The sequence below is a fragment of the Streptomyces sp. S6 genome, from assembly GCF_054880855.1.
In genome coordinates this window covers 14,360-31,861 of sequence record NZ_JBTYMC010000015.1, presented here as the reverse complement: position 1 = coordinate 31,861, position 17,502 = coordinate 14,360, and the positions used below count along the sequence as shown (strand labels likewise).

Sequence of the window (17,502 nt, the reverse complement as noted above, 5' to 3'; positions counted from 1 at the left end):
CCGGAAGGAAAGTTGTCGGGGATCTTGAACGCTGCGAACACCCCGCCCGTACTCGTGGCGGAGCGACCGACTGGGGGAACCCCCGGACATCGGAGGTGGGCGTGCGCAAGGATTCCGTCGTGGCCAATGAACGTGGATCGAGGGCCCGACATCGCATGTCCCAGCCCTCGGAGCCTGATGAGGAGCTGATGCGTGCCCTGTACCGGGAGCACGCCGGACCCCTCCTCGCATATGTCCTGCGCCTGGTCGCCGGAGACCGCCAACGCGCCGAGGACGTCGTACAAGAGACACTCATCCGTGCCTGGAAGAACGCCGGACAGCTCAATCGAGCCACCGGATCGGTACGCCCCTGGCTGGTGACGGTCGCCCGGCGCATCGTCATCGACGGACACCGCAGCCGGCAGGCCCGGCCGCAGGAGGTCGACCCGTCACCGCTGGAGGTCATCCCCGCGGAGGACGAGATCGACAAGGCGCTGTGGCTGATGACCCTGTCGGACGCGCTCGACGACCTGACCCCGGCCCACCGGGAGGTGCTCGTCGAGACGTACTTCAAGGGGCGTACCGTCAACGAGGCGGCGGAAACCCTGGGCATACCCAGCGGCACCGTCCGCTCCAGGGTGTTCTACGCCCTGCGGTCGATGAAGCTGGCTCTGGAGGAGCGGGGGGTGACGGCGTGATGAGTGTGTACGGGGGACAGGGCGGCGGATTCGGTACGGGTGGTCCGGGTATGTCTGGACCCATGAGCCCCAGGCAGGGAACCCCCGCTCCCAACGAGCACGAGACCGTCGGCGCCTACGCCCTCGGCATCCTGGACGACGCCGAGGCCACCGCTTTCGAGGCCCACCTCGCCGGCTGCGAATGGTGCGCCCAGCAACTGGACGAGCTGGCCGGCATGGAACCGATGCTGGCGGCCCTCGCGGACCTCCCGGGCACCGGCACCCCCGCCATCGGCGAGTCGCTCTCCGCCAAGCCCAGCCCGCGCCTGGTCGAGAAGCTGGTCGACGAGGTCGCCGACCGCCGCGCCGTCAAACGCCGGCGCTCCTTCTTCCTGATCGCGGCAGCCGCGGCGCTCATCATCGGCGGCCCGCTCGGCGTCATGGCGGCGACCGGCGGCAGCGACAGCGGCGCCAAGACAGGCGTCGTGGCCTCCGCGAACCCCGCGAAGGACGTCTTCGGCACGCTCTCCGACAAGAAGACCGCGACCGACGCGAACACCAAGGTCACCGGCACCGTCGCCTACGCCAAGAAGGCGTGGGGCACCGAGGCCGTCGTCGAACTGAAGAACGTGGCCGGCCCGGAGAAGTGCTCCCTGATCGCCGTCGGCAAGAACGGCGAGCGGGAGACCGTCTCCACCTGGGCGGTCCCGGAGTGGGGCTACGGCCTCCCTGGCGCGACGACCGAGCAGGCCCGCAACCCGCTCTACGTCATGGGCGGCACGTCCATGACACCCGACCAGATCGACCACTTCGAGGTCGCCACCCTGGGCGGCAAGAAGCTGGTCCAGATCGACGCCTGAGCGCGCGTGGCTTCCGCGCACGGGTCCCCTTCGCGTACGGTTGACGGCTGCCCAGCACGTCAGAAGGGGGCCCGGTGGCCGCTCAGGCTCAACAGGAAACCGCGCTCAGATCAGCGTCGACAACGGCCCAGGACCCGGTCCAGGACTCCGTACGCGAGCGCGAGATCTGCGTCGAACAGGAACATCTCGACCGGGTCTACCGGCGCCTGGAGGAGAAGATCCACCAGGCGGAGTTCCTGCTCCACGACGCGTCACAGCGCGGTCAGGTCGGTACGCCCGGCGCGCTCGCCGAGCGTGACGCCCAGGTCTTCCGGGCCGGTATCCATCTCAACCGGCTGAACAACGAGTTCGAGGACTTCCTCTTCGGCCGGATCGACCTGCTCCTCGGCAAGGACGGCAAGAAGGGCCCCGACGGCGCCTACACCGCCGTCGAACCCGCCGAGGGCGTCATCCGGGACGACAACACCGCCGACATCGCCGAGACGCTCCACATCGGCCGGATCGGCGTCCTCGACGAGGAGTACGCGCCCCTCGTCATCGACTGGCGCGCGCCCGCCGCCGCGCCGTTCTACCGCTCCACCCCGGTCGACCCCGGCCGCGTCGTGCGCCGCCGGGTCATCCGCTCCAAGGGCCGCCGGGTCCTCGGCGTCGAGGACGACCTGATGCGCCCCGAGCTGACGGCGTACCTGGACGGCGAGACGCTGCCCGCGATCGGCGACGGCGCCCTCATGGCCGCCCTCGGCCAGGCCCGCACGCACTCCATGCGGGACATCGTCTCCTCCATCCAGGCCGAACAGGACCTGGTCATCCGCGCGCCCGCCGCGTCGGTGGCGTACGTCGAGGGGGGCCCGGGGACGGGCAAGACGGCCGTCGCCCTGCACCGCGCGGCCTACCTCCTCTACCAGGACCGCCGCCGGTACGCGGGCGGCATCCTGATCGTCTCCCCGACCCCCCTCCTGGTCGCCTACACGGAGGGCGTCCTGCCCTCCCTCGGCGAGGAGGGCCAGGTCGCCATCCGCGCCATCGGCTCCCTCGTCGACGGCGCGGAGGCCACCCTCTACGACTCCCCGGCCGTCGCCCGCGCCAAGGGCTCGTACCGCATGCTGAAGGTCCTGCGGAAGGCGGCGCGGGGAGCGCTGGAGGTGGACGCCGGGGGTACTACGGGTACTACGGGCCAGCTCACGTTCGGCGACGACCCCGACACCACCCCCGTCACCCCCGTACCCCTCCCCTCCGGTCCCCCCACCCGCCTCCGCGTCGTCGCCTTCAACCGGCGCCTGGAGCTGGAGGCGGACACGCTGGACCACGTCCGCCGCACGGCGCTCAGCGGCACCGCGCCCGTCAACCTGCTGCGCCCCCGCGCGCGGAAGCTGCTGCTGGACGCGTTGTGGGAGCGGTCGGGCGCGGCGACCCGGCACAGCGACCCGGAACTCGCCGCCGAACTGCGCCTGTCCTTCGACGAGGACGTGTCGACAGAAGACGCTTTCATCGAGTTCCTGAACGCCTGGTGGCCCGAGCTGACCCCCAAGGGTGTCCTCGCGGCGATGGCCGACGAACGCCGCCTCGGCCGCTGGGCGCGGCGGATCCTGAACCCCGGAGAGGTGCGCCGGGTCGCGCGCTCCCTGAAGCGGGACGGCTGGTCCGTGCACGACATCGCGATGCTGGACGAGCTCCAGGCGATCCTCGGCACCCCGGCCCGCCCGAAGAAGAAGCGCGAACTCGACCCCCTGGACCAGCTCACCGGCCTCGACGAACTGATGCCGGTCCGCGAGGAGACCCAGCGCGAGCGCGCCGAGCGGCTGGCCCAGGAGCGCGTGGAGTACGCGCACGTCATCGTGGACGAGGCGCAGGACCTCACGCCGATGCAGTGGCGGATGGTCGGCCGCCGGGGCCGGCACGCCACGTGGACGGTCGTCGGCGACCCCGCCCAGTCCTCCTGGTCCGACCCGGACGAGGCCGCCGAGGCCCGCGACGAGGCCCTCGGCAGCCGTCCGCGCCGCCGCTTCACCCTCACCGTCAACTACCGCAACCCCGCCGAGATCGCCGACCTCGCCGCGAAGGTCCTGGCCCTGGCCCTGCCCGGCGCCGAGTCCCCGAGAGCGGTCCGCTCCACCGGCGTCGTCCCCCGCTTCGTGACGACGGACAAGGGCGCGGCACGAGGCGCGCTCGCGGAGACGGTCCGCGAGGAGACCGCGCGGCTCCTCGGACAGGTCGACGGCACCGTCGGCGTCGTCGTCGCGATGAACCGCCGCGAGGAGGCCCGCCGCTGGCTCGACGGGCTCGGGGACCGCGCGGTGGCCCTCGGCAGCCTGGAGGCGAAGGGGCTGGAGTACGACGCGACGGTGGTCGTCTCCCCGGCGGAGATCGCGGACGAGTCCCCGGCGGGACTGCGTGTCCTGTACGTCGCCCTGACCCGGGCGACCCAGCAGCTCACGGTCGTCTCGACGGACCGGGACCAGCCGGACGGAGAGGGAGTCCCGGACCTGCTGCGGGACTAGTTTTCTGTGAACTGCCCGGACGGGAATGGTTCCGTGGCGGGTGTTTGTTAGCCTTGCTGTGACACCGGCTCGATCCAAGCCCCCGGGCCCAACCTTAGTCGCTTCGAGCGACCACTTGCCGCGAGGCGAGCATGGCGGGCCGGTGTCACAGACTCGCGGAAAGAGGCCCCCGTCCCCAGTGGACGGGGGCCTCTTTCCGCATCGTGAACAAAAGGTTCGCAATGCTGGCCCGGCTAACGCCTACCCGGCGGTAGGTGCGACGATCGGACGACAAGATTCAGCCTCACGGCGAAGTTTTACGGTGAAAGAGGAAGTCGGCCATGGCAACGGCGCCCAGCGTCTCCTACTCGATGACGATCCGGCTGGAGGTGCCCGCCGGCGGGACCGCCGTATCGGCCCTCACCTCCGTCGTGGAGTCCTCCGGCGGCTCCGTCACCGGCCTCGACGTGACCGCGTCCGGCCACGAGCGCCTCCGTATCGACGTCACCATCGCGGCCACCTCGACCGTGCACGCCGAGGAGATCGTCGAGAAGCTCCGCGGCGTCGAGGGCGTCACCCTCGGCAAGGTCTCGGACCGTACGTTCCTGATGCACCTCGGCGGCAAGATCGAGATGGCGTCCAAGCACCCCATCCGCAACCGCGACGACCTCTCGATGATCTACACCCCGGGCGTCGCCCGCGTGTGCATGGCGATCGCCGAGAACCCCGAGGACGCCCGCCGCCTCACCATCAAGCGCAACTCCGTCGCGGTCGTCACGGACGGCTCCGCGGTCCTCGGCCTCGGCAACATCGGCCCCAAGGCCGCCCTGCCGGTCATGGAGGGCAAGGCGGCCCTCTTCAAGCGGTTCGCCGGCATCGACGCCTGGCCGCTGTGCCTCGACACGCAGGACACCGACGAGATCGTCGCGATCGTCAAGGCCATCGCGCCCGGGTTCGCCGGCATCAACCTGGAGGACATCTCCGCGCCGCGCTGCTTCGAGATCGAGGCCCGGCTGCGCGAGGCCCTCGACATCCCCGTCTTCCACGACGACCAGCACGGCACCGCCATCGTCGTCCTCGCCGCGCTCACCAACGCGCTGCGGGTCGTCGGCAAGGACGTCTCCGATGTGAGGGTCGTCATGTCCGGCGCGGGCGCGGCCGGCACCGCGATCCTCAAGCTGCTCCTCGCGGCAGGCGTCAAGCAGGCCGTCGTCGCCGACATCCACGGCGTGGTCCACGCCGCCCGCACGGACCTCGTGGACGCCCCCGCGGACTCGCCGCTGCGCTGGATCGCCGACAACACCAACCACGAGGGCCTCACCGGCACGCTGAAGGAGGCCGTGCGCGGCGCGGACGTCTTCATCGGGGTCTCCGCCCCGAACGTCATCGACGGGGACGACGTCGCCGCGATGGCCGAGAACGCGATCGTGTTCGCGCTCGCGAACCCCGACCCCGAGGTCGACCCGGGTGTCGCCCGGCAGACCGCCGCCGTCGTCGCCACCGGGCGCTCCGACTTCCCGAACCAGATCAACAACGTGCTGGTCTTCCCGGGTGTCTTCCGAGGCCTCCTGGACGCGCAGTCCCGGACCGTCAACACGGAGATGATGCTTGCTGCCGCGAAGGCGCTGGCGGATGTCGTCACCGAGGGCGAGCTGAACCCGAACTACATCATCCCGAGCGTCTTCAACGACAAGGTCGCGGGAGCCGTGGCCGGGGCGGTGCGGGAGGCGGCGAAAGCGGCCGGCGCTTCGGCGTCGTAACCTTATCGATGCCCAGAGGCGGTCGCCTTCGTGACCGCCTTGTGGTTGTGAGACTTCCCACGGTCGGTGCCCGGCGCGTCGCGGAACCGGCCCGGTCGGCCGTGACTCTAGGGTTGCGGCCGAACAGGCGCCTTTCGTGTGCCTCCCAGGGGGGTTCTCACGACCCCTACGGGTGCCGGATTGGCTTTCGCGCCGCAGGTAGGGGCAGGATGCGACCCTGGGCGCGAGCGTATCGGCTTCGCTGTGCCCGAGGCTTTGCCGCAGGGCACGCCCCAACAGCAAGATGAACACGGGAGTAACAACATGAACCGCAGTGAGCTGGTGGCCGCGCTGGCCGACCGCGCCGAGGTGACCCGTAAGGACGCCGACGCCGTGCTGGCCGCGTTCGCCGAGGTCGTCGGCGACATCGTCGCCAAGGGCGACGAGAAGGTCACCATCCCCGGCTTCCTGACCTTCGAGCGCACCCACCGTGCCGCTCGCACCGCGCGCAACCCGCAGACCGGCGACCCCATCCAGATCCCGGCGGGCTACTCCGTCAAGGTCTCCGCGGGCAGCAAGCTGAAGGAAGCGGCCAAGGGCAAGTAGTCGCTCCGCAGTGAGCGCCGGGGGCCGGACGGCCCCTGAAACAAACGATGGGGCGGGCCTTCCGAAGAAGGCCCGCCCCATCGTCGTGTCCGCAACCCCTAGGGGGCCTAGCCCAGCGCCTTGCCCGGCAGCTCCACCTTCGCGCCCAGCTCCACGAGCTTCTCCATGAAGTTCTCGTAGCCCCGGTTGATCAGGTCGATGCCGTGGACGCGGGACGTGCCCTCGGCGGCGAGAGCCGCGATGAGGTAGGAGAAGCCGCCCCGGAGGTCGGGGATGACGAGGTCGGCGCCCTGGAGCTTCGTGGGGCCGGAGACGACCGCCGAGTGGAGGAAGTTGCGCTGCCCGAAGCGGCAGTCGGAACCGCCGAGGCACTCGCGGTAGAGCTGGATGTGCGCGCCCATCTGGTTGAGGGCGGAGGTGAAGCCGAGGCGGGACTCGTAGACCGTCTCGTGGACGATCGACAGGCCCGTGGCCTGCGTGAGGGCCACCACGAGCGGCTGCTGCCAGTCCGTCTGGAAGCCGGGGTGCACGTCCGTCTCCAGCGCGATGGACTTGAGGCGGCCACCGGGGTGCCAGAAGCGGATGCCCTCGTCGTCGATCTGGAAGGCGCCGCCGACCTTCCGGTACGTGTTCAGGAACGTCATCATCGAGCGCTGCTGGGCGCCGCGGACGTAGATGTTCCCGTTGGTCGCGAGCGCTGCGGAGGCCCAGGAGGCGGCCTCCAGGCGGTCTGAGAGGGCCGCGTGGTTGTAGCCGCCGAGCTTGTCGACGCCGGTGATGCGGATCGTGCGGTCGGTGTCCATCGCGATGATCGCGCCCATCTTCTGCAGCACGCAGATGAGGTCCTCGATCTCCGGCTCGACGGCCGCGTTGGACAGCTCGGTGACGCCCTCGGCGAGCACCGCCGTCAGCAGCACCTGCTCGGTCGCGCCGACCGACGGGTACGGCAGCCGTATCTTCGTGCCGCGCAGCCGCTGCGGGGCCTCCAGGTACTGGCCGTCCGCCCGCTTCTCGATCGTCGCGCCGAACTGCCGCAGCACGTCGAAGTGGAAGTCGATCGGCCGGCCGCCGATGTCGCAGCCCCCGAGCCCGGGGATGAACGCGTGCCCGAGGCGGTGCAGCAGCGGACCGCAGAACAGGATCGGGATCCGGCTGGAGCCCGCGTGCGCGTCGATGTCCGCGACGTTGGCGCTCTCCACGTACGTCGGGTCCATGACCAGCTCGCCGGGCTCCTCGCCCGGACGGACCGTCACCCCGTGCAGTTGCAGCAGCCCGCGTACGACACGCACGTCACGGATGTCCGGAACGTTGCGCAGCCGACTCGGCTCGCTGCCCAGCAGGGCGGCGACCATGGCCTTCGGTACGAGGTTCTTCGCACCGCGGACACGGATCTCCCCCTCCAGCGGAGTCCCGCCGTGGACAATCAGTACGTCGTCAGAGCCGTTGACGGTCATGAATCTCGCGTTCCGTGGAGTGGGTTGGGTCAGGGGCCAGAAGGGAAAGGGTAATCGCCGTTCACCCCCCTCCCGTAAGCCTGAGAGGTGCTCAGGACTGTCATAGCTGTGTCACAACACGATCGGTGTGGTGTCGGGTACTTGCGGTCACTGACGCTCCACGCGCGCGTGGCCGACGAATACGTCCCGGAGCTGGCCGGATCGCTCTGCGCGGATTGCCTCCCCACGCGCGGGGAAGATGCGGGATCATGTCTGGCATGACCGAGGTGTCCTCGCTCACAGGGCGGCTGCTCGTGGCCACGCCCGCCCTGGCGGACCCGAACTTCGACCGCGCGGTGGTGCTCCTCCTCGACCACGACGAGAAGGGCTCACTCGGTGTGGTCCTCAACCGCCCGACGCCCGTAGAGGTGGGCGACATCCTGGAGGGCTGGGCCGACCTCGCCGGTGAACCCGGCGTCGTCTTCCGGGGTGGCCCCGTCTCCCTCGACTCCGCGCTCGGCGTCGCCGTCGTCCCCGGCGGCTCCGGCGAGCGCGCGCCGCTCGGCTGGCGGCGGGTGCACGGCGCGATCGGCCTCGTCGACCTGGAGACCCCGCCCGAACTGCTCGCGAAGGCGCTCGGCTCGCTGCGCATCTTCGCCGGGTACGCCGGCTGGGGCCCCGGGCAACTGGAGGACGAGCTGGGGGACGGCGCCTGGTACGTCGTCGAGTCGGAACCCGGAGACGTCTCCTCGCCGGCTCCCGAGAGACTCTGGCGCGGGGTTCTGCGCCGCCAGCGCAGCCAGCTCGCGATGGTGGCCACGTACCCGGACGACCCTTCGCTCAACTGACGGGTGTGAGCTTCAGTACCCTGGGCGCATGAGCACTCTCCCCGAACCAGAGCGCGGAACAGGTACGGGAACCCTCGTCGAGCCGACGCCCCAGGTGTCGCACGGCGACGGCGACCACGAGCGGTTCGCGCATTACGTCCAGAAGGACAAGATCATGGCGAGCGCCCTCGACGGGACGCCCGTCGTCGCGCTCTGCGGCAAGGTCTGGGTGCCCGGCCGCGACCCCAAGAAGTACCCGGTCTGTCCCATGTGCAAGGACATCTACGAGTCCATGGGCTCAGGGGACGACAAGGACGGGGACAAGTAACTTTCCGCGAAGCCTCCGGTACGCGCGTGTGCGTGCGCGTACCGGAGGCTTCTGTGCGCTCAGGACGTCGGTATGTAAAGGGCCTTGTAGGCATGTAAGGGGAAAAGCCCCCAGGGTCACCGAAGAGGGGCAATTCGAGCAGACCGGGGATGGTCGGGGAAAACCGGTCTGAGGTGGGCGAACAGTCCCAAGTGGACCCCTGTCCTCGGGTGTTGCGAACATGTGCCAGAGTTGCCACGTCCGCCCTGTCAGCACGTACCGTACGGCGCAACAGGTGGGACCAGGTGGGGCAGCGGGAAGGGGCAGCCGGTTTTGACCACGCACGCACCGCAGGCGGCGCAGTCCGTGACGCTGCCCACGACTCTGGACGAGGCCGTAGCGGCCCTCGCGGCGATGCCCACGGCCGTCCCCGTGGCGGGCGGCACCGACCTGATGGCCGCCGTCAACTCCGGCCAGCTCAGGCCCGCCGCGCTCGTCGGCCTCGGCCGCATCAGCGAGATCCGCGGCTGGCAGTACCAGGACGGCCACGCCCTCCTCGGCGCGGGCCTCACGCACGCGCGCATGGGGCGGCCCGAGTTCGCCGCCCTCATCCCCGCCCTCGCCGCCTCCGCGCGCGCGGCAGGCCCCCCGCAGATCCGCAACGCGGGCACCCTGGGCGGCAACATCGCCACCGCCGCGCCCACCGGGGACGCGCTTCCCGTGCTCGCCGCCCTGGAGGCCACCCTCGTCATCGCGGGCCCCGGCGGCGCCCGCCGCGAGATCCCGGTCTCCCACCTGCTGGCCGGCATGGAGATGCTGCGCGGCGGCGAACTCATCGGGTACGTGCGCGTGCCGCTGCTGCACGCCCCCCAGGTCTTCCTCAAGGCGACCGGCCGCACCGGACCGGGCCGCGCCGTCGCCTCCGTCGCCCTCGTCCTCGACCCCGCGCGGCGTGGTGTGCGGTGCGCCGTCGGCGCCATCGCCCCGATGCCGCTGCGCCCGCTGGACGCCGAGGCGTGGGTCGCCCGGCTCATCGACTGGGACGACAACCGGCGGCTCGTCCCCGAGGCGCTCACCGCCTTCGGCGAGTACGTCGCCGCCGCCTGCATCCCCGACCCGGTCCCCGAAGTGGACGGCAGCGTCACGCCGTTGCCGCCCGCCGTACTGCACCTGCGGCGCACCGTCGCCGCGCTGGCCCGACGAGCACTGGGGAGGGCGCTGTCGTGACCGACGAGCAGCACAGTCAGGAACACGGCACGCCCCAGGGCGTCAGCCGCTGGGACCCGTTGCCCCAGGGCGACTACGACGACGGCGCGACCGCCTTCGTCAAGCTGCCCGAGGGAGGCGTGGACGCGCTCCTCGCGCGCCACAGCCCCCTCGCCGCGCCGGGCCACGGGTACGTCCCGCCGCCGATAGCGCCGACACCGGGGGCGGAGAACTGGGCCGCACCCGCGGACGGCGTGGAGTGGCCCGCGCCCGACGTCACCGGCGCGGGTTCCGGCGACGACCGGTTCACCTACGCCGGTCAGCAGCACTCCGGTCAGTGGACCTACGAGGAACCGCCGCCCGCCGCGCCCGCGCACGATGTGACCGGACAGTGGTCCATCCCCGTCGCCGGGGGCGATCTCCCGGACGAGTCGGGGGAGTTCACCGCCTCCGCGCTGGCCGAGCAGCAGTGGGGGACCACCCTGCCGGGCGGCGCCGCCGCACCCTGGGCCGACTCCGGGTGGGACCAGCACAGCCAGGGCCACGGTGTCGACCTCGCCGGCGCGGCCGGGCACTCCGACGGGCGCGGGGTCGAACTCCCCGGGCTGTCCGGGTACTCGGACGGGCGCGGGGTCGACTACGCGGGCGCCTCGGACGGGCGGGGCGTCGATTTCGCCGCCGCCGGGCTGCCGGACGGGCTGGGCGGCGAACCGGCCGACGGGTACACCGCCGGGCACGGGGTCGGCTATCCCGAGACGCACGGCGGAGACCCGGCGGGGCACTCCGAGGGGCGTGGCGCGGATCCGGCCGGTGGGCCGGGTGCCGGGTACGTCGACGGGGTGGGTGGCGCGGGTGCGCACACGGACGGGCGCGGGGTCGAACTTCCCGGGCTGCCCGGCGTGTCGGAGCGTGCGGGCGAGGTGGACGGTGGTGCCGGGCCGGGCGTGTCGGCGGGGCTGGACGGGGGTGCCGGTGTCGGTTCCGGTTCCGGTTCCGTCGAGGCGGTGGGTCTCGGCGGGGCGACGGATCTTGGCGGTGCGACCGATCTCGCCGGGGCGACGGGGCTGGACGGGACGCCGGGGCCGGATGGCGCGGCCGGAGCCGGTGAGGTGGCTGGTCATGCCCCTGCCGAGTCGGGGGCCGTCGGGGGTGGTGCGGGCGGCCGTGCGGTCGCCGAGCCCGATGCCGCCGCCGCTGCCATCAACCGGCTGACGCTGGGCGCCGGTCAGCGGCTCGCGCCGGAGGCCGGGGAGGCGTCGGACACCGGTGAGGGTGTGCCGTCCGGGCAGGGTGTGGCGGCCGGTTCCGGTGGCGCCGCCGAGAGTGCCGTCGTCGAATCGGCCGTCGAACCGTCGTACGAAGCCCCGTCGGAGCCCGTGGAGGCCGCTGAGAGCGCCTCGGAGGGCGACGAGGGCCCCACGGGCGGTCGAGGTGCCGTAGAGGGCCTGGAAGGGGCTCAGGGGGGCGCGGAGGCGGACGAGGCCGAGGACGCCCCGGACGTCGTCCCGCCGCCCGCCGAGGAACACCCCCTCGCCTCCTACGTCCTGGCCGTCAACGGCGCCGACCGGCCCGTCACCGACGCATGGATCGGCGAGTCGCTGCTCTACGTCCTGCGTGAGCGGCTCGGTCTCGCGGGCGCCAAGGACGGCTGCTCGCAGGGCGAGTGCGGCGCCTGCAACGTCCAGGTGGACGGGCGGCTCGTCGCCTCCTGCCTGGTGCCCGCCGTGACGGCCGCCGGGAGCGAGGTCCGCACGGTCGAGGGCCTCGCCGTCGACGGACAGCCGTCCGACGTCCAGCGCGCGCTCGCGCGGTGCGGCGCCGTGCAGTGCGGCTTCTGCGTCCCCGGCATGGCGATGACCGTGCACGACCTGCTGGAGGGCAACCCGGCGCCCACCGAACTGGAGGCGCGTCAGGCCCTGTGCGGCAACCTGTGCCGCTGCTCCGGCTACCGGGGCGTCCTGAACGCCGTCCAGGAAGTCGTCGAGGAACGTGAGGCGTTCGCCGCCGCCGAGGCTGAGTCGGACGCCGACGGGGCACGTATTCCGCATCAGGCGGGCCCGGGGGCCGGCGGGGCGAGCCCGTCGGTCTTCGACACGGGGACCTTGGGAGGTCAGGGCCAGGTGTTCGGCCAGGACGGAGGCCAGGCGTGAGCGGGCCGGTTCCGTACGACGTGTCGTACGCGCGCGCTGTGCTGTGTGGGTCCGGTCGCGACGGAGGTGCGGCGTGAGCCAGGATGCCGTTGCCGCGCCGGTCGTGACGGAGGCCGTGCCCGTGCCCGAGGCGGTCTCGCACGGGCTGGGGGCGTCGCTGCACCCGGCGGACGCGCGCGCGAAGACCGAGGGGACCTTCCCCTACGCCGCCGACCTGTGGGCGGAGGGGCTGCTCTGGGCGGCCGTCCTGCGCTCGCCGCACCCCCGCGCGCGCGTGGTGTCGATCGACACGTCCCACGCACGGGAGATGCCCGGCGTCCGCGCGGTCATCACGCACGAGGACGTCCCCGGCACCCCCCGGCACGGCCGGGGCGTCGTCGACCGGCCGGTGTTCGCCTCCGAGGTCGTCCGCCACCACGGCGAACCCCTCGCGGCCGTCGCCGCCGACCACCCCGACACCGCGCGGATGGCCGCCGCCGCCGTCATCGTCGAGTACGAACTCCTCGACCCGGTCACCGACCCGGAGCAGGCGTTCGAGGCCGAACCGCTGCACCCGGACGGCAACCTGATCCGGCACATCCCGCTGCGCCACGGCGACCCGGAGGCGGTCGGCGAGATCGTCGTCGAGGGCCAGTACCGCATCGGCCGCGCGGACCCCGCCCCGATCGGCGCCGAGGCCGGACTCGCCGTCCCGCGCCCCGACGGCGGCGTCGAGCTGTACCTCGCCTCCACCGACCCGCACACCGACCGCGACACCGCCGCCGCCGTCTACGGACTGCCCGCCGACCGCGTCAAGATCGTCGTCACCGGCGTCCCCGGGGCCACCGCCGACCGTGAGGACCAGGGCTTCCAGCTGCCGCTCGGGCTGCTCGCGCTGAAGACCGGCTGCCCGGTGAAACTCACCGCCACGCGCGAGGAGTCGTTCCTCGGGCACGCCCACCGGCACCCCACGCTGCTGCGCTACCGGCACCACGCCGACGCCGAGGGCAGGCTCGTCAAGGTCGAGGCGCAGATCCTGCTCGACGGGGGCGCGTACGCCGACACGTCGTCCGAGGCGCTCGCCGCCGCCGTGTCGTTCGCCTGCGGCCCGTACGTCGTCCCGAACGCGTTCATCGAGGGGTGGGCCGTCCGCACGAACAACCCGCCCTCCGGGCACGTGCGCGGGGAGGGCGCGATGCAGGTCTGCGCGGCCTACGAGGCGCAGATGGACAAGCTCGCCAAGAAGCTCGGCCTCGACCCCGCCGAGCTGCGCCTGCGCAACGTCATGGCGACCGGGGACGTCCTGCCGACCGGCCAGACCGTCACCTGTCCCGCGCCCGTCGCCGAGCTCCTCCAGGCCGTCCAGGAGCACCCCCTGCCGGCCCTCCCCAAGGACACGCCGGAGGACGAGTGGCTCCTCCCCGGCGGCCCTGAGGGCGCCGGGGAGCCCGGAGCCGTCCGCCGGGGCGTCGGGTACGGGCTCGGGATGGTCCACATGCTCGGCGCGGAGGGGGCCGACGAGGTCTCCACGGCCACCGTCAAGGTCCAGGGCGGTGTCGCGACCGTCCTGTGCGCCGCCGTCGAGTCCGGGCAGGGTTTCACCACGCTCGCGCGCCAGATCGTCCAGGAGACCCTCGGGATCGACGAGGTGCACGTCGCACCCGTCGACACCGACCAGCCGCCCGCCGGGCCCGGTTGCCGGGGACGGCACACCTGGGTGTCCGGGGGTGCCGTCGAGCGGGCCGCCAAGATGGTCCGCACGCAGTTGCTGCAACCCCTGGCGCACAAGTTCGGCATGTCCACCGAGCTGCTCCAGATCACCGACGGGAAGATCACGTCCTACGACGGCGTGCTGTCCACCACCGTCGCCGAGGAACTCCACGGCAAGGAACTGTGGGCCACCGCGCAGTGCCGCCCGCATCCCACCGAGCCGCTCGACGGTGCCGGGCAGGGGGACGCCTTTGTCGGGCTCGCGTTCTGCGCCGTCCGCGCGGTCGTCGACGTCGACATCGAGCTGGGGTCCGTGCGGGTCGTCGAACTCGCCGTCGCCCAGGACGTCGGGCGGGTGCTGAACCCCGCGCAGCTCGCCGCGCGGATCGAGGCGGGGGTCACCCAAGGGGTCGGGATCGCCCTCACCGAGAACCTGCGCACCCCGCGCGGGTTGATCCGGCATCCCGATCTCACCGGGTACTCGCTGCCGACGTCCCTCGACGCGCCGGAGATCAGCATCGTGAAGCTCGTCGAGGAGCGGGACGTCGTCGCGCCGTTCGGGGCCAAGGCGGTCAGCGCGGTGCCCGTGGTGACGTCGCCGGCGGCGGTGGCGTCGGCTGTGCGGGCGGCTACGGGGCGGCCGGTGAATCGGCTGCCGATACGGCCTCAGGCGGCGGTGGTGACGCAGTAGGGGGGGCGTCCGGCGCCCTCGGGTGGCGTTTATCTGATCACCGGAGTGATGGCGTCCGGCAAGTCCACTGTCGCGCAGGCGCTGGCGGAGAGGCTGCCGCGTGCCGCACACGTGCGTGGGGACGTGTTCCGGCGGATGGTGGTGTCGGGGCGGGTGGAGTACGAGCCCGGCGCTTCTGGTGAGGCACGTGAACAACTCCTGCTGCGCTACCGGTTGGCCGCCGCGACGGCCGACGCGTACGCCGACGCCGGGTTCACCGCTGTCGTTCAGGACGTGGTCCTCGGGGAGGACCTCGCGGGGTGGGCCGGACGCGGGGGTGGTGGCCGTGCGGGAGGCGGGGCGGGCGAAGACGGGGTACGGCGGGGGCTGGTCCGTGGCGGAGCTGGACCGGTGGCTGCGGGAGCTGACCCCGCGGGTCGGGCTGTGGCTGGACACGTCCGAGATGACCCCCGGCGAGACGGCCGAGAAAATCCTTGCGGAGAGGCAACTCGCGTGGGTGGAGTGACGTCTTGGCTGGTGACGGGGCGTTGTCAGTGGGGCGGCGTAGTGTTCTGGGCAGTGGGGCGGCTCGGGGTGCGAGCGGGGCGTTCCGCCTGGTGAGGGACCATGTTGAGGCACGGGGGCAGCGATGAACGGCACGGCGACGACGATCACTTTCACGGAAGACGCGCTCGACCCGTACGTGACGCACGCGCCGACCCGGCGCTGGCTGACGGGCCCCGGGCTCCCCGGAGTCGGCGGGTTGCTGACCTTCGAGGCGCTGCGCCGGGACGGCCTGCGGACGGTGGGGGACTCGACCGGTGACCCGCGCGGAGAGCTGGCCGCCGACATCCGGGACCAGCTGGTCATCGGCGGGCTCCTCGGCGCGCGCGGCCAGGAGACGGAGTCCGTCCTTCTCGACGGCGCGACAGGCGCGGTCTCCACGGCGTACTTCCTCCACGACCGCCCCGACCTGATGGACGTCCGCCCCCTGGCCCCCTCCCTGGAGAAGCTGCTCCGCTTCGCCACGGCGGCGGACGAACTGGCGGCCCTGCGCGGCCAGTTCGCGTCGTACGCGGGCCGCTTCGGCGCGCAGGCGGTCGCGGAGGCGACGAAGCATCTGCTGTCCCTGTACGAGGGCGAGACGGACGGCGAGGTGGCCCCCTACTGGAAGACCGTCGCGGTGATCCGCCCCCTCTCCCTGATCGCCGGCCCCGGCACGACGTCCGGACTGGCCCTGGACCTCCCCCCGCGCCTCCTGGACGACGAGTACGGCCAGGGCGAGATCGTCCGCTTCGAGGAGATGGACTTCCCGCCGGCCCTCACACACCTGCCGTCCCGCCACTTCCTGGCCTCCACCGGCCTCCCCGAGGAAACGGTCTGGTTCACGCTCGACACGGACGCGCCCCTGCGCACCCTCGCCGACTACTGCGCGGACGAGTCCCCCACCCACGACCTCCCGCCCCACGCCGCCCGCCTGATCCGCCTGGGCGCCCTCTTGGAGGACACGGCCCTCCTCCTGGACGGCACAACAGGCGCCATCCTCTCCTACACCTTCCCCGACCAAACCCTCCGCCCCCTCAACGCCGACCTCTCCACCCTCGCCTTCACCCTCTGGCTCATCCACCGCGAACGCACCCTCGACGCCCTCCACGACCTCACCGCCACCTACGACCACCTGACCGAGGCCATGAACCACACCCTCGCCACCCTCGACCCCACGGCCGTGACGCTGTCGCCGGGGGAGGACTGGCGGTATTGGCCGGAGGTGTTCGCGGATGAGGCGGGGGGTGGGTTGTACGCGTAGCGCGACCGACGGAAAGCCAAAAAGGCGGCACCATATTCAAGGTGCCGCCCTTTCGTGCCGCTCGGTAAAGAGCAACCAGAGGCCGTGGCGGGAATCGAACCCACGTAACTCGCTTTGCAGGCGAGCCCCTAAACCACTCGGGCACACGGCCTTGTGAAGAAACCGTATGACGGGCCGATCGGCCGGCTCAAGTGCATCGGTGGGGCCGCAATGTGACTGCCACACCGTGTTCATGAAGCAGCTTGTTAGCCTCGGCTCTCATGAAGCAGCTCAGCTTGGAGACGGATCTTCAGCAGGCGTTGGAGGATCTTGCCGATGCCACCGGACGCACGGTGGAGGGCCTCGTGGAGGAGGCCGTCCGGCGTTATGTGGAGGGGGAAGAGGGGCGGGTGCTGGAGGTCGCCGGGCGGCTCGGGGGCGCGCATGCCGGGTTGTTGGAGAAGTTGGGGGAGTAGAGGGTGGTCAGGTTTCTCACCGTTGCCGAGGTGGAGCAGGTTGCCCGGGTCGCCTTTGGGGGGCGGGCGCCCGAGGCCAGGGACGCCGGGTTGCTGGAGTCGGCCGTGCACAGACCCCGCGCACGGATGTTCGGGGAGGAGGCGTATCAGGGGGTGTACGAGCAGGCTGCCGCCCTCCTGCACGCCCTCGCCGTCAATCACCCCCTCGTCGACGGCAACAAGCGCACGGCCTGGCTCGCGGCGGTCACGTTCCTCGGGATGAACGGGGTCGACCTGGCCGAGTGCGACCAGGAAGCGGCGTATGCGCTGGTCGTGGATGTGGCGGCCGGGGTGGAAGGGGACGTGGACGTGATCGCGGGGCGCCTGAGGGCGTTGTGACGTGAGTCCCAACCGGGGGTGCCACGGCCTTGTCCGGCCCTCCCTCGGGAGCCCGCGCCGGTAGGGTGGCCCGGTTGTCATACGTAGCCGAGACCCACCCGGAACGGAGACACCGGAACACGTGATCCCCCCGGAACCGTGACCCCAGAACAACGGGACCCTCCCGGAACCGGGACCTGAACCCCGAGCCTCTCGGACCCGGACCTCCCGGAGCCCGGGGCCTACCCGGCACCGGAACCTGC

14 protein-coding genes, 1 tRNA gene and 1 pseudogene are annotated in these 17,502 nt (G+C 72.0%); 14 read left to right on the top strand and 2 right to left on the bottom strand.

The genetic code is table 11. The features are described from left to right. Positions 1-155 precede the first annotated feature (155 nt). From ACVNF4_RS03935 to ACVNF4_RS03915, 5 genes are all read left to right on the top strand, one after another. Complete coding sequence (locus ACVNF4_RS03935; protein ID WP_010039908.1) at positions 156-677, top strand: sigma-70 family RNA polymerase sigma factor; 522 nt, start codon at positions 156-158, stop codon at positions 675-677. Between the two features lie 62 nt (positions 678-739). Then, positions 740-1,516 (top strand): anti-sigma factor family protein, encoded by a 777-nt coding sequence (locus ACVNF4_RS03930; RefSeq protein ID WP_461801230.1) that lies wholly within the window; start codon positions 740-742, stop codon positions 1,514-1,516. A gap of 74 nt (positions 1,517-1,590) precedes the next feature. Next, positions 1,591-4,014 (top strand): HelD family protein, encoded by a 2,424-nt coding sequence (locus ACVNF4_RS03925; protein WP_461801229.1) that lies wholly within the window; start codon positions 1,591-1,593, stop codon positions 4,012-4,014. A gap of 320 nt (positions 4,015-4,334) precedes the next feature. Further along, complete coding sequence (locus ACVNF4_RS03920; protein WP_461801228.1) at positions 4,335-5,753, top strand: malic enzyme-like NAD(P)-binding protein; 1,419 nt, start codon at positions 4,335-4,337, stop codon at positions 5,751-5,753. A 303-nt stretch (positions 5,754-6,056) separates the two neighbouring features. Further along, positions 6,057-6,338 (top strand): HU family DNA-binding protein, encoded by a 282-nt coding sequence (locus tag ACVNF4_RS03915; RefSeq protein ID WP_005486790.1) that lies wholly within the window; start codon positions 6,057-6,059, stop codon positions 6,336-6,338. A gap of 107 nt (positions 6,339-6,445) precedes the next feature. Here the strand turns inward: ACVNF4_RS03915 and murA are convergent, their stop codons facing one another. Then, the gene (gene murA, locus ACVNF4_RS03910; RefSeq protein ID WP_461801227.1) at positions 6,446-7,792 is read right to left on the bottom strand and encodes a UDP-N-acetylglucosamine 1-carboxyvinyltransferase; all 1,347 of its coding nucleotides are present in this window, start codon (positions 7,790-7,792) and stop codon (positions 6,446-6,448) included. 257 nt (positions 7,793-8,049) lie between these two features. Here murA and ACVNF4_RS03905 point away from each other — a divergent pair, with 257 nt between their 5' ends. The 7 genes and pseudogenes from ACVNF4_RS03905 (at position 8,050) to ACVNF4_RS03875 (ending at position 16,427) form a co-directional block, all read left to right on the top strand. After that, positions 8,050-8,619, top strand: coding sequence for a YqgE/AlgH family protein (locus tag ACVNF4_RS03905; protein ID WP_461801226.1), 570 nt, complete (start codon positions 8,050-8,052; stop codon positions 8,617-8,619). Between the two features lie 28 nt (positions 8,620-8,647). Beyond that, a complete protein-coding gene (locus tag ACVNF4_RS03900; protein ID WP_461801225.1) occupies positions 8,648-8,926 on the top strand; it encodes a DUF3039 domain-containing protein in 279 nt (92 codons plus the stop codon). 312 nt (positions 8,927-9,238) lie between these two features. Next, a complete protein-coding gene (locus ACVNF4_RS03895; protein ID WP_461801224.1) occupies positions 9,239-10,132 on the top strand; it encodes an FAD binding domain-containing protein in 894 nt (297 codons plus the stop codon). After that, positions 10,129-12,261: a 2Fe-2S iron-sulfur cluster-binding protein gene (locus ACVNF4_RS03890; protein WP_461801223.1), complete on the top strand. Its 2,133-nt coding sequence runs from the start codon at positions 10,129-10,131 to the stop codon at positions 12,259-12,261. The genes ACVNF4_RS03895 and ACVNF4_RS03890 overlap by 4 nt, the downstream gene beginning before the upstream one ends. 73 nt (positions 12,262-12,334) lie before the next feature. Continuing rightward, positions 12,335-14,641 (top strand): xanthine dehydrogenase family protein molybdopterin-binding subunit, encoded by a 2,307-nt coding sequence (locus tag ACVNF4_RS03885; protein ID WP_461801222.1) that lies wholly within the window; start codon positions 12,335-12,337, stop codon positions 14,639-14,641. 48 nt (positions 14,642-14,689) lie between these two features. Next, a pseudogene (locus tag ACVNF4_RS03880) lies at positions 14,690-15,146 on the top strand (phosphotransferase). A gap of 123 nt (positions 15,147-15,269) precedes the next feature. Next, on the top strand, positions 15,270-16,427 hold the full coding sequence (locus ACVNF4_RS03875; protein ID WP_461801221.1) for an SUKH-4 family immunity protein: 1,158 nt from the start codon (positions 15,270-15,272) through the stop codon (positions 16,425-16,427). A gap of 79 nt (positions 16,428-16,506) precedes the next feature. Here the strand turns inward: ACVNF4_RS03875 and ACVNF4_RS03870 are convergent. Then, positions 16,507-16,578 (bottom strand) — tRNA-Cys (locus tag ACVNF4_RS03870). A 109-nt stretch (positions 16,579-16,687) separates the two neighbouring features. On the opposite strand from ACVNF4_RS03870, the gene ACVNF4_RS03865 reads away from it, so the two are divergent. Both ACVNF4_RS03865 and ACVNF4_RS03860 read left to right on the top strand, forming a co-directional pair. Next, positions 16,688-16,882, top strand: coding sequence for a ribbon-helix-helix domain-containing protein (locus tag ACVNF4_RS03865; protein WP_461801220.1), 195 nt, complete (start codon positions 16,688-16,690; stop codon positions 16,880-16,882). Positions 16,883-16,885: 3 nt separating this feature from the next. Then, complete coding sequence (locus ACVNF4_RS03860; protein WP_461801219.1) at positions 16,886-17,260, top strand: type II toxin-antitoxin system death-on-curing family toxin; 375 nt, start codon at positions 16,886-16,888, stop codon at positions 17,258-17,260. The last annotated feature ends 242 nt before the right edge of the window (positions 17,261-17,502 follow it).